The organism is Bradyrhizobium sp. CCBAU 11386, assembly GCF_028128955.1.
GTDB lineage: Bacteria > Pseudomonadota > Alphaproteobacteria > Rhizobiales > Xanthobacteraceae > Bradyrhizobium.
The window spans coordinates 13,867-28,813 of sequence record NZ_LBKA01000004.1; the positions used below are offsets into that span (position 1 = coordinate 13,867).

The following is a 14,947-nucleotide window of genomic DNA, read 5'->3' on the forward strand; positions in this document are numbered from 1 at the left end:
TCGTCGGTTCCTGTCGGGCGATCCTAGTACCGTCGTGTCGGCCAGACCATGCAGCTATTGGTCTCGACCGGACCCGTGAGGCTCTCTTTCTCGCTAGGGGATCAAAAGCCGCATCGCCCGAGGTGGTTCTCAATAGGGGAAAGCGCTATTTTGAAATGTCTCCGGCCTGACAATTCTGCGACAAAGTTTTTCAGGCGGAGGCGGTCTTCATCTTTCGTCGGATGGTGGCCGGAGCGGTCGTGTTGCAGTGCAACAGAAGGGCGGAGTGACGAAACGGTGCGGCTGGCTTCGGGATCATGATTTCAGAGGATCAACTGAAGCGCATCGCCGCCTGGTCGCGCGAGCTCACCCAAGCGGAGATCGAGGTCGCTCGCGCCGGGATCACGGAGCGGTCCTACGGCACCGGCGAGGCCGTGTTCATGCGCGGCGACACGTTCGACTATTGGGCCGGCATGGTCTTTGGCCTTGCCCGGATGGGCGGGGTGTCGCGCGACGGCAAGGAGACGAGCCTTGCCGGGCTGACCGCGGGGGCCTGGTTCGGCGAGGGCAGCGTGCTCAAGAACGAGCCGCGCCGCTACGACGTGGTCGCGCTGCGCAACAGCCGCGTCGCGCTGATGGAGCGCAGCGCCTTCATGTGGCTGTTCGAGAACAGCGTCGGCTTCAACCGTTTCCTGGTGCGCCAGCTCAACGAGCGGCTCGGCCAGTTCATCGGCATGCTCGAGGTCAACCGCACGTTGGACGCCACCGCGCGCCTCGCCCGCGGCATCGCCTCGCTGTTCAACCCGATCCTCTATCCGGAATCGACCGCGCATCTGGAGATCACCCAGGAGGAGATCGGGGCGCTCTCCGGCATGTCCCGCCAGAACGCCAACCGCGCGCTGAACCGGCTGGAGAAGGAGGGCCTGCTGCGGCTCGAATATGGCGGCGTTACCATCCTCGATGTCGAGCGGCTGCGCGGGTACGGGGACTAGCGCACATTGGCGGGGGCGTGCACGGGCCAGAGGTCGGCGCGCCAGCGCACGGCGATCGCCGTCATCGCGATGAAACCCGACGCGGCATAGAGCGACCCCGTCGCGGAATAGCCGATGATGTCGATCAGGCTGCCGGCTGCGAGCAATCCGACCGGCAGGCCGTAGATCACCATCATGCGCACGCCCATCACGCGGCCGCGCAGATGCGCGCTCGCCGTGCGCATCAGGATCACGGCGGCCGAGATCATCGACATGCTCTGGGCGATGCCGGCGAGAGCAAGGCAGGCCATGGCCACCGGCATGGTCCTGATCTCGACGAACACCAGCAGCATGGCGTACCAGGCCAGCGTCGCGCCTATCAGCAGTCGGGCAATGCGCAGTCCGCCGACGAGGCTGAGCGTGATGGAGCCGGTCAGCGAGCCGACGGCGAAGCTCGCCGACAGATAACCGAGGCCGGTCTGGTCGGTATGAAAGATCTCCCGCGCGATATAGGGCAGCAATCCGCCGGTGAGGGGAAAAGCGGTGAGATTGGCCAGGAAGGCGACGCACAGCGCCGCGCGCATTCCCGGGCCGTTCCAGGCGTAGACCATCCCTTCCTTCAGGTCGTCCAGCAATCTTGAGACGGCGCGGCTGTTCGCCCGGAGATGAGTTGCGGCAACGGTCCTTTCCGGCCGGGTCAGACAGAGCATGAGAAGCGCGGCCACGAGGTAGAGGCTGGCGACCGCCGCGTAGACGAGTCCAATGCCAAGCACCGCAAACAGTCCGGCTCCCGTCAGCGCTCCGGCAATGCGCGCGCTATCCTGGGTCGTGCGTGACAGGCCGATCGCGCCGACAAGCTGCTCGGCCGGCATGATGTCGGCGAGCAGCGCGCTGCGAATGCCGAGATCCGAGGAGCGGATCAGGCCCATGATCGCCACGATGGTCATGACGTTGAGCGGCGCCAGGTGTCCGGCGAGCGCCAGTACCATGATGGTGGAGGCGAGCGCCGTATAGGTAAGGCGCAGCACGACGAGGAGATCGCGATGTCCCATGCGGTCGCCGACCATCCCGAGCGCCGGTGCAATCAGCGTTCCCAGATATTGCAGCGAGGCGAGAATGGTCAGCAGCAGCACCGATCCGGTCTCGACCAGGATGTACCAGCCGAGCACCAGCGTTTCGATTTCGAACGCCCAGGAGGTGAGCAGGTCGGATGGCCACTGGAAGCGATAGTTGCGGATGCGGAATGGCGCGAGTGCGGATGTGCTCAAGATGCGATGACGGGTGTCACGGCGATTCCCTGCCCTTGTTCTTGTTCTTTCTAATCCGGCAGCGTAGCGCTGACACTGCTCGTGTCAATCAGCGCGGCCGCATACCAACATGCTCGAACGCCACGACCAATGCGCCGTCCCCCGCTGTTTCTTGTGAGCGTCGTCGTGTCGCCCTCCCGGGCGGGTCCGCAGGACATGCTCGCCTTGATGCAGCGCATTACGTCGCTCGCAAAGGAGACCCGCTATGGCGAGGCGGTGTGGCTTGCGCGAAAGCTCGTCGGCGAGGCCGAGAAAAGCGCGGGCGACAATCGCCGGGGGGCGATCCTGAACACCGAAAGACTGACCGGTTGCGGGGAGGAGTGAAGCCGCGCTCGCGGCCGTTGACCAACCACCACTTGCTCTTCCCGTGCGACGAGCCCATGCTTGTCTGGTTCCTGGGCCCATCCGGCGGGTCCAGTGGATTGCGGCATCGCGGCTTCCGCGAGGTCTTGACCCATGAACTGCTCTTGCTGTGGTTTAGAGGTCCAGAGCGGCTTTGCCTTCTGCCCGAAGTGCGGCACGAAGCAACCGAACGCGTGCCCTGGCTGCGGCTTTCCGTGCGCGCCGGACTTCGCCTATTGCCCGAAATGCGGCGCCCTCGTCTCTGAGGTCCCCACAGGCGGCGGGCAGGCATCCGCGCGGACGAGTCCGACGACGCTCCCGATCCGGTCCTCCTCTCCGCCGCTCGCGCCGACGGAGGAGGCTCAAGCCGCATTTCGACCTCAGTCGGACAAGATCGACAGCGAGGCGAACCGCCGCACCATCACCGTGCTATTTGCCGACCTCAGCGGCTTCACTGCGATGAGCGAGCGGCTCGACCCCGAGGTCATGCAGACGCTTCAAAACGAGTTGTTCGAGGAGTTGACGGCCGCGGTGCAAAGCTTTGGCGGCTTCGTGGACAAATTCATCGGCGATGCGCTGCTTGCTCTGTTTGGTGCGCCGGCGGCGCACGAGGACGACCCGGAGCGGGCGGTGCGCGCTGCCCTCGACATGATCGACCGGTCGGCGCGCCTCAGCGAACGCGCGAAGGCGTATGCAGGTTCACCGCTGCTGCTCCATGTCGGGATCAACACCGGGCACGTCGTCGCGGGCGGGCTCGGTGCGGGCGTTGCCAAATCCTATTCGGTGACCGGCGACACGGTGAATACCGCCCAGCGACTCCAATCGATGGCGGCTCCGGGCGAGGTGCTGGTCGGGCCGTTGACCCACCGTCTGACGCGGCATGCGTTCTCCTATGACTCGCTTGGCGAGGTCTCGCTCAAGGGCAAGATGGGCAGCGTGCTGGTCCACCGTCTGAAGGAGCCGCTCGACACGCCCCGTGCGGCGCGAGGTCTCGACACGCTGGGCCTCAATGCGCCGTTGATCGGGCGCGACGCCGAGCTTGCGCGCATGATTGGCAGCCTTGATCGCGCGTGCGGCGGCGCGGCTCAACTGGTGCGGCTGGTCGGTGAAGCCGGCATCGGGAAAACGCGCCTGGTCAGGGAGTTCGTCGCCCGCATCCGCGATCAGGATCGGTTCGCAGGCGTGGCGATCCGGCAGGCGGCGTGCTCGCCGCTCGGCGAACAATCCTACGGCACACTCGCCGCCGTGCTGCGCAGCGCCTATGGCATCGCGCAGAAGGCGAGCGCCACAGAGGCGGAGGCGAAGGTCGCCGAAGCGCTGTCGGAGCTTGGCCTCGCGACTGACGAGGCCGACCGCCTGATGCCCCTCTATCTGCACGTACTCGGCCTCGGCGACCCCAACGCCGTGCTCAGGCATGTCGAGCCCGAACAGCTCCGCCGGCAGATATTCTTCGCGATTCGCACCGTCTTCGAACGCCGCCTCGCACTGTCGCCACTGCTGATCATCGTCGAGGATCTGCATTGGGCCGATGCGGTGTCGCTTGAAGCGTTGCGCTTCCTGATGGACCGACTGGAGCGGACGCGGCTGATGCTGCTGTTTACGCATCGGCCGATGCTGGAACTGGACCAGTTCGGTTCGAGCAGGATCAGTCACGCAACCCTCCGGCTGCCCCCGCTTGGCGACGCTGACGGACAAAGGCTGCTCGCGGCCTATTTCAGTCACGGTTGGCGTGAACCACCGGGACGTCTGTTCAGTCGAATCCTCGATCGCGCCGGCGGCAATCCGCTTTTCCTCGAGGAGATCATACGCGGCCTGATCGAAGCCGGCACCCTGGAGCGCGACGGCGCGCAGTGGCGGATGACGTCGGATGAAGCCGCCGCCGATATTCCGGCAAGCATTCAGGCGTTGTTGCTGGCGCGTCTCGACCGGTTGCCGCATCAGGTGCGCCGCCTGGCACAGGAGGCCGCGGTGATCGGCCCGCGTTTTGATGCGGCTGCTCTCGGTGCGGCGGCAACCGAGCCGGCAAGGGTCGAAGCAGGGCTCGAACTTCTGTGCGACGCGGAAATCGTCGAGGAGATCGCGGGCTCGAACTCGATTTCGCTGCGGACCTACCGCTTCACGCAAACCATGCTTCAGGACGTGATCTATCAAAACCTGCTTCTGCAGCGCCGGATCGAGCTTCATGGACGGATTGGTGGGGCGCTCGAGAGGCTGTATGGCCATGAGCCCGAGCGCCTCGAAGATCTCATACTGCTCGGACATCACTTCAGTCTGAGCGCGAGCAAGCCGAAAGGTGCGCACTATCTGCGCGCGGCCGGCGATCGCGCACGCGCCAGCTATGCCAATGACGATGCCATCCGTCTCTACCAACAGGCCCTCGCCGTGCTGTTGACCGGCGGCGAACGGGAGCCGGAACGTCTGGTCCTGTACGAGCGGATTGCGGACCTCTGTGGCGCGGCTGGCCGCCGGAACACGGCCGAGGAGCACTATCAGAGCGCGTTGGAGGGGCACCGCGCCATACAGGACCGGATCGGCGAAGCGCGAATTCTTCGCAAGCTTGGCCGATTGCTGTGGGACGCCGGCAAGCGGATCAAGGCGGAGACGCATTACGCCGAGGCGGCCAACCTGCTTGGAGGGATCGACGCGCCCATCGAGTGGGCGCATCTCTTGCAGGAGCGCGGCCGTCTCGCGTTTCGGACGGGCGATCACGTGGCCGCCGCAAGATGGGCAGACGAGGCGCTCGGCTATGCACGGTCCGTATCGGCGGACGCGGACGAGCAGTGCGGGCTCGAGGCGGCACGTGCCATTGCGGAGGCCCTCAACACCAAGGGGGTTGCGCTGGCGCGGCTTGGACGACACGAGGAGGCGGTGCGCGAAGTGGAGCAAAGTGTTGCAGCCGCCGAAACAGCCGGCCTCCTCAACGTAGCCTGCCGCGGCTACACCAACCTCGGTGTGCTCTACACGATTGTCGACCCGGCGAAAGCCGTGGAGGTCTGCCGGCGTGGACTCGATGTCGCGCGTCGGATCGGGGATCTCGGCTTCCAGGCGCGTCTTCTTGCCAATTTTGCCGTTGCCTGTTGCACCTTCACGGACAGATGTACCGAGGAAGGGGTGCCGGCTGCCGAAAAGGCGATCGAAATCGACCGTGCGCTCGATCAGCGCGAGCATCTCTCCGTGCCCTTGATCGTGCTCGGGCAAATCCATCAATGCCATTTCCGCCCCGATCTGGCCGCCCTGTGCTACAACGAGGCAATCGAGGTGGCGAACGAAACCGGCGAACCGCAGCAGCTTTTTCCATGCTATGATGGTCTCGCCACGCTGAGCCTTGATCGAGGCGACATGCCCGAGGCCGAGCGGTATTTCGCGCTGGCCCATGATGTCTGCGCCCGCCACGGGCTTGATCCCGCCGGGCTGATCGTACTGCCGTTTCTTGACTAGGTTAGAAGGAGTTCAACCATGTCAGAACTTCATGTCGGACCGCTTCAACCGGGCGATCGCGCACCGAACATCGTGCTGGACGCCATCACACGCGATGGAACGATCGCGCTCCAGGACTTTCGCGGGCATAGCCCGATATTGATCGGCTTGTTTCGAGGGCTGCACTGCCCGTTCTGTCGGCGCCATATCGCGGCACAGGCGCAACTTGACGTAGCCCTGCGCGACAAGGGCGTCGAAAGTCTCACGGTCGTCAATACGCCGATCGAACGCGCGCGGCTCTACTTCCGCTATCATCCCTTGCCCAATCTGCTCGCCGCGTCCGACCCCGAGCGGGTCTCGCACCGTGCGTTCGGCCTGCCCAATCTCGAGTTTACGGAGAACGAAACCGAGTGGCCGCGCAAGGTGGGCATGGATGTGGTGAGAAGCATGCAGGTCGAAATTCCGGGCGAATTATCCGGACCGATGAATCGACTGGCGGCGTTTGACTACCTCAACAACAAGGACGGTTACGAGATCATGGAAGCCGACAAGCACATGGAAGCAACCGGCCTTGGCCAGTTGTTTGGGCAGTTTCTGCTCGACCGCGAGGGGATTGTGCGCTGGAGCTTCACCGAGATTCCTGACGGAGGCCAGCACATGTTCGAGGCGCCGAGCCCCCGGGAGTTGATGTCGGCTGCCTCGCAGGTGGCAGGCTAAGCACCGTTAGCTAAAAGTGAAGGAGTTCAACCATGTCAGAACTTCATGTCGACGGACCGCTTCAACCGGGCGATCGCGCACCGAACATCGTGCTGGACGCCATCACACGCGATGGAACGATCGCGCTCCAGGATTTTCGCGGGCATAGTCCGATATTGATCGGCTTGTATCGAGGGCTGCACTGCCCGTTCTGTCGGCGCCATATCGCGGCACAGGCGCAACTTGACGCAGCCCTGCGCGACAAGGGCGTCGAAAGTCTCACGGTCGTGAATACGCCGATCGAACGCGCGCGGCTCTACTTCCGCTATCACCCGTTGCCCAATCTGCTCGCCGCGTCCGACCCCGAGCGGGTCTCGCACCGCGCGTTCGGCCTGCCCAATCTCGAGTTTACGGACCACGAGACCGAGTGGCCGCGCAAGGTGGGTATGGACGTCGTCACGAGCATGCAGGTTGATATACCCGGCGAAACGTCGGGGCCGATGAATCGGTTGGCGGCTGCCGAGTACCTCAACAACAAGGACGGCTACGAGATGATGGAGGCCGATCAGCGCATGGCGGCAACCGGCCAGGGCCAGCTGTTCGGCCAGTTCCTGCTCGATCGTGAGGGGATCGTGCGCTGGAGCTTTACCGAGGTTCCTGAAGGCGGCCAGCGCATGTTCGGGGCTCCAAGCCCTCAGGAGTTGATGTCGGCCGCCTCGCAGGTGGCAAGCTAGGCATCGTCGCCTGGTGATTAACCCGCCACCTTCGGCCGTTTCTCGGCGAGCGCTGCCGCCATCGCCGAGATCAGCGGGCGCATGAAATAGGCCTCATCGGCCGGCGAGATATCGGTGCGCAGGCCATGCGCGGCGAGCTCCCCCGACACCGCAGGGCCCACCGACGCAATCAGCGTCCGCTCCAACCCTGCGTGCAACTTCGCCTCGCTGCCATGCGCCTTGGCGGCTTCGATCAGGCGGCGGACCTGGCCGAGATTGGTCAGCGCGATGGAATCGATCCGCCCCTCCGCCATGTCGTCGATGGCGGCGACGATGTTGGCATCCGCCGCCTTGGGATCGTAGACATAGGGCAGCACGGTATCGACCTCGGCGCCTTGCGCCGAGAGTGCGCCGGTCAGTGCGCTGTGGTCCTTGTCCGGATACAGCTGGAGGCCGAGGCGATGCCCCGTCAGGTCGAGCTTGCCCAGCATCTCGATCACGCCCTCGGTGGTCGGCTTCTCCGTGGTCTGCTGCGCCTCGAGCGAGATCTCGCGCAGCGCCTTGCCGGGCTTCGGCCCGCGGGTGAATTTTCGCGATTTGGCGAGGGCTGCGACCAGAGCCTGGTCGAGACCACGGGCCCGCGCGAGCTTCATGATCCGCCGCAGGCCTTCGCCGGTCATCAGCACGAGATCGTCGAAGGGCCTGGCGATGGCGCGGCGGATCCAGGCCTCGATCGGGGCGGGGTCCGGCGCATCGTGGATGGTGAACATCGGGCACTGCACGACGTCGGCGCCTTGCTCGGCGAGGAGCTTCGAGAACTGCGCCTCCTCGCGCGTTTCCAGGATCAGGATACGGTAGCCGTTCAAGCGGTCGGCCATGGGCGTGCTCCGGTATAAATCGCAATTGTCCGTTCATCCTGACTCTGCGCTTTATGTGGAAGCAAGTCTTGGGATTGGCGCAAGGGCGGGGTCGGTGATAGAGCAGGGCGCAAATCGCGGGTTGTTCCGCATCATTTGCCCAAACCTTCATCAAGAGCCATGCCCGATCATCAATATGTCCTGACCCTGTCCTGTCCGGATCGCCCCGGCATCGTCTCGGCGGTGTCGACCTTCCTGGCCCACAACGGACAGAACATTCTCGACGCCCAGCAGTTCGACGACGTCGAGACCAAGAAGTTCTTCATGCGGGTGGTGTTCACCGCGGCCGACCTAGCCGTGGAGCTGTCCGCGCTCCAGACCGGCTTTGCCGCGATCGCGGAGCGCTTCGGCATGGAGTGGCAGATGCGCGACCGCGCCGCGCATCGCAAGGTGATGCTGCTGGTGTCGAAGTCCGACCATTGTCTGGTCGACATCCTCTATCGCTGGCGCACCGGCGAATTGCCGATGGTCCCGACCGCGATCGTCTCCAACCATCCGCGCGAGGTCTATGCCGGGCTCGATTTCGGCGGCATCCCGTTCCACCATCTGCCTGTAACAAAGGAAACCAAGCGCGAGCAGGAGGCGCAGATCCTCGATCTCGTCGCCAGGACCGGGACCGATCTCGTCGTGCTTGCGCGCTACATGCAGATCCTGTCGGATGATCTGTCGGCCGAGCTCTCCGGCCGCTGCATCAACATCCACCACTCGTTCCTGCCGGGCTTCAAGGGCGCAAAACCCTATCACCAGGCCCATGAGCGCGGCGTCAAGCTGATCGGCGCCACCGCGCATTACGTCACGCGCGATCTCGACGAGGGCCCGATCGTCGACCAGGACGTCGAGCGCATCAGCCATCGCGACACGCCGGAAGATCTCGTCCGCAAGGGCCGCGACATCGAGCGCCGCGTGCTGGCGCGCGCGATCCGCTATCACCTCGACGACCGCGTCATCCTCAACGGCCGCAAGACCGTGGTGTTCATGGATTAGCGAATGGTGAGTGGCGAATAGAAAAAGGTAGCCTCCTTATTCGCTACTCCCTATTCGCCATTCGCCTCCTCAGCGCACTGCGTTGCCGGGCGCCGAGCCCGTCGCGCCCTTCTGCGCCTGCTCTTCCTTCTCGCGATCGGCCGCCGGCAGCAGCCGCTTGCGCTCGCGCTCCTTCACGTAGGCGTCGTATTGCGGCGTGCCTGCCCGCGGCGGGGCGTCGGCCGGCAGGCCGCCGGCCCATTGCGGCACGTAATCGCCCATGCCGGCTGACAGCTTCTCATTGACCGTGCCGCAGCCGGACAGTCCCGCGGCAAGCGCGAGGAGGGGCAGGAGAGAGCGGAAAGGCTTCGGCATTGTGGGGGCGCGCGGGTTCGGTCTGGTTGGACGCCGGGTCAGGCTGGCGCCGAGAGAGTAGCCTTCAACAAGGTAAAAGAGACTTATTCGAGGTAGGTACTGCGTTACCGAGTTGGAGCCGGGCCCAAGGCCCCGGATGTACCAATTCTGCAAAAGAAAGACGAAATCTTCCATCCACGCGGCCCGTCGCGTTTCTAGACTGTGGCGCGGGCTCGCGACAAAGTGGCTTGGCCGATCAGAGGGGTTTTTCGTTGACAGGTCCATTTTCTTTGTACAATCGTACAAATAGAAGCGGCCAAGGTCGGGGCGTTCGGGTCACCTCGACGTAACCGCGACATCACTCCCCGCCGTCGGAAAACGGGACGCCCGGCTTGCGCCGAATGGTCGCCAAACGTCCGATTGACAAGGGGGGCGCCAAGGACGCCATGTGGCGCGCGATAAGGCTCGCGCGTGAGCTAGAGTGAGGCAAGGATCGGGCACTCGGTTCGCCGCACAAGAGGTCAGGAATCAAGGGGAGGGACACTCTGATGTTCGAACGCAAACAACTTTCTTGGGCAGCCGCGGTGGCCGCCGTTGCGGGCCTGGTGGCCGTCGCACCGGCCAGGGCCGAGGACACGGTCAAGGTCGGCCTGATCCTGCCGATGACCGGCGGCCAGGCCTCGACCGGCAAGCAGATCGAGAACGCGATCAAGCTCTACATGCAGCAGAAGGGCGACACCGTCGCCGGCAAGAAGATCGAGATCATCCTGAAGGACGACGCCGCGATTCCGGACAAGACCAAGACGGCCGCGCAGGAACTGATCGTCAACGACAAGGTCAATTTCATCGCCGGCTTCGGCGTGACGCCGGCAGCCCTCGCCGCCGCGCCGCTGGCAACGCAGGCCAAGATTCCGGAAGTCGTGATGGCGGCCGGCACCTCCATCATCACCGAGCGCTCGCCCTACATCGTGCGCACCAGCTTCACGCTGGCGCAGTCCTCGACCATCATCGGCGATTGGGCGGTGAAGAACGGCATCAAGAAGGTGGCGACGCTGACCTCGGACTATGCGCCGGGCAACGACGCGCTGAACTTCTTCAAGCAGAATTTCACCGCCGGCGGCGGCGAGGTGGTCGAAGAGGTCAAGACGCCGCTTGCCAACCCCGACTTCGCGCCGTTCCTCCAGCGCATGAAGGACGCCAAGCCCGACGCGATCTTCGTGTTCGTGCCGGCCGGCCAGGGCGGCAACTTCATGAAGCAGTATGCCGAGCGCGGCCTCGACAAGGCCGGCATCAAGGTGATCGGGCCGGGCGACGTCACCGATGACGACCTCCTCAACAACATGGGCGATGCCGTGCTCGGCACGGTCACCGCGCACCTCTACTCGGCGGCGCATCCGTCAGCGATGAACAAGGATTTCGTCGCGGCCTACAAGAAGGCCTTCGGCAACCGTCCGGGCTTCATGGCGGTGAGCGGCTATGACGGCATCCACCTGATCTACGAGGCGCTGAAGAAGACGGGTGGCGACACCAATGGCGACAAGCTGATCGAGGCGATGAAGGGCCAGAAGTGGGAGAGCCCGCGCGGCCCGATCTCGATCGACCCCGAGACCCGCGACATCGTGCAGAACATCTACATCCGCAAGGTCGAGAAGGTCGACGGCGAGCTTTACAACGTCGAGTTCGCGACCTTCGAAGCCGTCAAGGACCTCGGCAAGACCAAGAAGTGACGCGCGAAAGCGCGTCATCCCGGGGCGCGCATTAGCGCTAATCCGGGATCTCGCGCCCCGCTCTCGTCATGCCCGGGCTTGACCCGGGCATCCACGCGAGAGCCGAAACAAGAACGTGGATGGCCGGGACAAGCCCGGCCATGACGATAACACCAAGCTGAGACGATGACCGCAATCCTCACCAACCTGTTCGATGGCGTTGCCTACGGCATGCTGCTGTTCGTGCTCGCCTGCGGGCTCGCGGTCACGCTCGGCCTGATGAACTTCGTCAATCTCGCTCACGGCGCCTTCGCCATGACCGGCGGCTATGTCTGCATGGTGCTGGTCAACCGGATGGGCTGGCCGTTCTTCGCCGCGCTGCCGCTCGCTTTCGTCTCGTCGGCAGCGATCGGCATTGCGCTCGAGCGTACGCTGTACCGCCATCTCTATACCCGCAGTCATCTCGACCAGGTGCTGTTCACGATCGGCGTGACCTTCATGTCGGTCGCCGCCGTCGACTACATCCAGGGCTCGTCACGGGTCTTCATCAACCTGCCGGCCGCGCTCCAGGGCCAGTTCGACCTGTTCGGCGTCGGCATCGGCCGCTACCGGCTGATGATCATCGTGATCTGCGGCCTGCTCACCATCGCGCTCCAGATGGTGCTGGCCAAGACGCGTTTCGGCAGCCGGCTGCGCGCCGCCGTTGACGATCCGCGCGCCGCCAGCGGCCTCGGCATCAACGTGCCGCAGGTGTTCGCTTTCACGTTCGCATTCGGTTGCGGGCTTGCCGGCCTCGGTGGCGCGCTCAGCGCCGAGATCCTCGGCCTCGACCCGTATTTCCCGCTGAAGTTCATGATCTACTTCCTGATCGTGGTCACCGTCGGCGGCTCGTCCTCGATCACCGGCCCGTTCCTGGCCTCGCTCCTGCTCGGCATCGGCGACGTCGCCGGCAAGTATTACGTGCCGAAGATGGGCCCCTTCGTGATCTACACCATGATGATCGTGATCCTGATCTGGCGCCCGAACGGCCTGTTCGGCCGCACGGCCGCGCGTTGAGTTCGCCGATGAGCGCTTCTTCCGACGTCGGTTATCGTGCCCAGCGCCAGGCGCGCTGGCACTACGGCGAAGTCGCCTTCTGGCTGATCGTGCTGGCCTGCGGCTTTGCATTTCCCACGCGCTATCTGATCATGACCGACATCCTGCGGCTGGCGCTGTTTGCGATGTCGCTCGATCTCATCCTCGGCTATGCCGGCATCGTCTCGCTCGGCCACGCCGCCTTCTTCGGCGTCGGGGCCTATGCCGCGGGACTGCTTGCGCTTCACGGCATCATCAACGAGCCGGTGCTCGCGCTGATCGTGGCCGGCCTGGCCGCGATGGTGCTCGGCTTCGCCACCAGCTTCCTGGTGATCCGCGGCGTCGACCTGACCCGGTTGATGGTGACGCTCGGCATCGCGCTGCTGCTGGAAGCGCTCGCCGAGCGCTTCTCCAACATCACCGGCGGCACCGACGGCCTGCAGGGCATCGAGATGCAGCCGATCTTCGGCGAGATCCCGTTCGACATGTTCGGCAAGGCCGGCTTCTTCTATTCGCTGGCCGTGCTGTTCGTGTTGTTCCTGTTCGCCCGCCGCGTCGTGCATTCGCCGTTCGGCCTGTCGCTGCGTGCGATCAAGAACAATCCGCTGCGGGCCGCCGCGATCGGCATCCCCGTCAACCGCCGCCTGATCGCGATCTATACGCTGGCGGCGTTCTATGCCGGCATCGCCGGCGCGCTGTTCACCCAGACCACCGCAATCGCCTCGCTCGACGTGTTCGCCTTCGAGCGCTCCGCCGACCTGATGCTGGTGCTCGTCATCGGCGGCACCGGCTATCTCTATGGCGGGCTGATCGGCGCGGTGGTGTTCCGCATGCTCCAGGAATTCTTCTCCACCATGACCCCGCAATACTGGCAGTTTTGGATCGGCCTCGTGCTGGTCGTGATCGTGCTGGTCGGCCGCCAGCGCCTGCATCGTTGGGTGCTGTACGTGCCCAACCTGATCATCAAGCAGATTGCGGGCCGCAAGGCGGTCGTCGCCGTGCCGGAGAGCGACGCATGACCATCGCGCTCGAAACCCAGAACCTCGAAAAACAGTTCGGGGGCCTGCGCGTGACTCGCGATCTCTCCCTGAAGATCGAGCAGGGCGCCCGCCATGCGCTGATCGGCCCGAACGGCGCCGGCAAGACCACTGTCATCAACCAGCTCACCGGCGTGCTGAAGCCGAACTCCGGGCGCATCCTGCTGGAAGGCCAGGACATCACGGACCTGCCCGTGCACAAGCGCGTGCTGCGCGGTCTGTCTCGCACGTTCCAGATCAACCAGCTCTATCCCGACCTGACCCCGCTCGAAACCATCGGCCTTGCCGTCTCCGAGCGCCTCGGCCATGGCGGCGACTGGTGGCGGCGGATGGGCACGCGCAGCGACGTCAACGGCGAGATCGCCGATCTGCTCGGGCGCTTCCATCTGCTCGACGTCATGAATGAACAGACCGTGACGTTGCCCTACGGCAAGCAGCGCCTGCTCGAGATCGCGGTCGCCATTGCAGCCAAGCCGCGTGTGCTGCTGCTCGACGAGCCTGCCGCCGGCGTGCCCGAGAGCGAGCGCCACGACATTCTCGCCGTCGTAGGCAGCCTGCCGCGCGACGTCACGGTGCTGCTGATCGAGCACGACATGGATCTCGTGTTCTCCTTCGCCGACCGGATTTCGGTTCTGGTCTCCGGTGCGCTGCTCACCGAAGGTCCGCCCGAACAGGTCGCGCGCGATCCGCAGGTGAAGGCGGTCTATCTCGGCGAGGAGGCGGTCAATGTCTGACCTGCTCGCGATCGACGCCTTGCGCGCCGGCTATGGCGAGGCGGTGGTGCTGCCGAAGATGACGCTGCGTCTCGCCGAGGGGCAGGTGCTGGCGCTGCTCGGGCGCAACGGCACCGGCAAGACCACGCTGATCAACTCCATCGTCGGTGTCACCCGCCGCTTCTCCGGCACAGTCGCGCTCGCCGGCATGGATGTCACCACGCTCCGACCCGATCAGCGGGCGCGCGCCGGCATCGGCTGGGTGCCGCAGGAGCGCAACATCTTCCGCTCGCTCACGGTCGAGGAGAACATGACCGCGGTGGCCCAGCCCGGCGCCTGGACGGTCGAGAGGGTCTACGAGATGTTTCCGCGGTTGAAGGAGCGGCGGAGCAATTTTGGCAACCAGCTCTCCGGCGGCGAGCAGCAGATGCTGGCGATCGGCCGCGCGCTGACCCTCAACCCGAAGGTCCTGCTGCTGGACGAGCCGACCGAGGGCCTTGCCCCCATCATCGTCGAGGAGCTGTTGAAGGCGATCGGCACCATCACCCGGGCCGGCGGCATCTGCTCGATCATCGTCGAGCAGAATGCGCAAAAGATTCTGGGGCTCGCCGACCGCGTTGTGATATTGGAACGCGGAACGATCGTCCACGACGCCCCGAGCGCCGCGCTGAAGGCCGACCCCTCGGTCCTGGAGCGCCACCTCGGGGTCGCAGGGGCGGTGGCCCACTAATCTTCGCCTCTCCCCGCAGGAGGGGAGA

14 protein-coding genes are annotated in these 14,947 nt (G+C 64.8%); 11 read left to right on the top strand and 3 right to left on the bottom strand.

All coding sequences use genetic code 11. The features are described 5' to 3' along the window. The first annotated feature begins 296 nt into the window (after positions 1 to 296). Entirely contained in the window at positions 297 to 971 is a 675-nt protein-coding gene (locus tag XI09_RS01520; protein WP_027545089.1) for a Crp/Fnr family transcriptional regulator, read from the top strand. On the opposite strand, the gene XI09_RS01525 is transcribed toward XI09_RS01520, so the two are convergent. Further along, a complete protein-coding gene (locus tag XI09_RS01525) occupies positions 968 to 2,218 on the bottom strand; it encodes an MFS transporter (protein ID WP_271565379.1) in 1,251 nt (416 codons plus the stop codon). The two genes, XI09_RS01520 and XI09_RS01525, sit on opposite strands and share 4 nt — an antisense overlap. 165 nt (positions 2,219 to 2,383) lie before the next feature. Between XI09_RS01525 and XI09_RS01530 the strand changes: the two genes are divergently transcribed. From XI09_RS01530 to XI09_RS01545, 4 genes are all read left to right on the top strand, one after another. Next, positions 2,384 to 2,581 (top strand): hypothetical protein, encoded by a 198-nt coding sequence (locus XI09_RS01530; protein WP_271565380.1) that lies wholly within the window; start codon positions 2,384 to 2,386, stop codon positions 2,579 to 2,581. A gap of 132 nt (positions 2,582 to 2,713) precedes the next feature. Further along, positions 2,714 to 6,037 (top strand): adenylate/guanylate cyclase domain-containing protein, encoded by a 3,324-nt coding sequence (locus tag XI09_RS01535; protein WP_271565381.1) that lies wholly within the window; start codon positions 2,714 to 2,716, stop codon positions 6,035 to 6,037. 18 nt (positions 6,038 to 6,055) lie between these two features. Then, positions 6,056 to 6,733: a redoxin domain-containing protein gene (locus XI09_RS01540; protein WP_271565382.1), complete on the top strand. Its 678-nt coding sequence runs from the start codon at positions 6,056 to 6,058 to the stop codon at positions 6,731 to 6,733. A gap of 32 nt (positions 6,734 to 6,765) precedes the next feature. Then, positions 6,766 to 7,446, top strand: coding sequence for a redoxin domain-containing protein (locus XI09_RS01545; RefSeq protein WP_271565383.1), 681 nt, complete (start codon positions 6,766 to 6,768; stop codon positions 7,444 to 7,446). A gap of 17 nt (positions 7,447 to 7,463) precedes the next feature. On the opposite strand, the gene XI09_RS01550 is transcribed toward XI09_RS01545, so the two are convergent. Next, positions 7,464 to 8,303, bottom strand: a complete 840-nt coding sequence (locus tag XI09_RS01550) for a uroporphyrinogen-III synthase (RefSeq protein ID WP_271565384.1) — start codon at positions 8,301 to 8,303, stop codon at positions 7,464 to 7,466. A gap of 159 nt (positions 8,304 to 8,462) precedes the next feature. Here XI09_RS01550 and purU point away from each other — a divergent pair, with 159 nt between their 5' ends. Beyond that, positions 8,463 to 9,326 (top strand): formyltetrahydrofolate deformylase, encoded by an 864-nt coding sequence (purU, locus tag XI09_RS01555; RefSeq protein ID WP_092190825.1) that lies wholly within the window; start codon positions 8,463 to 8,465, stop codon positions 9,324 to 9,326. 69 nt (positions 9,327 to 9,395) lie between these two features. Here purU and XI09_RS01560 read toward each other — a convergent pair whose 3' ends face one another. After that, on the bottom strand, positions 9,396 to 9,680 hold the full coding sequence (locus XI09_RS01560; protein WP_271565385.1) for a hypothetical protein: 285 nt from the start codon (positions 9,678 to 9,680) through the stop codon (positions 9,396 to 9,398). A 527-nt stretch (positions 9,681 to 10,207) separates the two neighbouring features. On the opposite strand from XI09_RS01560, the gene XI09_RS01565 reads away from it, so the two are divergent. The 5 genes from XI09_RS01565 to XI09_RS01585 all read left to right on the top strand — a co-directional run bounded on the left by XI09_RS01565 (position 10,208) and on the right by XI09_RS01585 (position 14,919). Beyond that, positions 10,208 to 11,386, top strand: coding sequence for an ABC transporter substrate-binding protein (locus XI09_RS01565; protein WP_271565386.1), 1,179 nt, complete (start codon positions 10,208 to 10,210; stop codon positions 11,384 to 11,386). A gap of 165 nt (positions 11,387 to 11,551) precedes the next feature. Next, positions 11,552 to 12,421 (top strand): branched-chain amino acid ABC transporter permease, encoded by an 870-nt coding sequence (locus XI09_RS01570; RefSeq protein WP_271565387.1) that lies wholly within the window; start codon positions 11,552 to 11,554, stop codon positions 12,419 to 12,421. 8 nt (positions 12,422 to 12,429) lie between these two features. Further along, the gene (locus tag XI09_RS01575; protein WP_271565388.1) at positions 12,430 to 13,458 is read left to right on the top strand and encodes a branched-chain amino acid ABC transporter permease; all 1,029 of its coding nucleotides are present in this window, start codon (positions 12,430 to 12,432) and stop codon (positions 13,456 to 13,458) included. Continuing rightward, the gene (locus XI09_RS01580) at positions 13,455 to 14,210 is read left to right on the top strand and encodes an ABC transporter ATP-binding protein (RefSeq protein WP_271565389.1); all 756 of its coding nucleotides are present in this window, start codon (positions 13,455 to 13,457) and stop codon (positions 14,208 to 14,210) included. The genes XI09_RS01575 and XI09_RS01580 overlap by 4 nt, the downstream gene beginning before the upstream one ends. Continuing rightward, the gene (locus tag XI09_RS01585) at positions 14,203 to 14,919 is read left to right on the top strand and encodes an ABC transporter ATP-binding protein (protein ID WP_271565390.1); all 717 of its coding nucleotides are present in this window, start codon (positions 14,203 to 14,205) and stop codon (positions 14,917 to 14,919) included. Before XI09_RS01580 ends, XI09_RS01585 begins: the two co-directional genes overlap by 8 nt. Positions 14,920 to 14,947 lie beyond the last annotated feature (28 nt).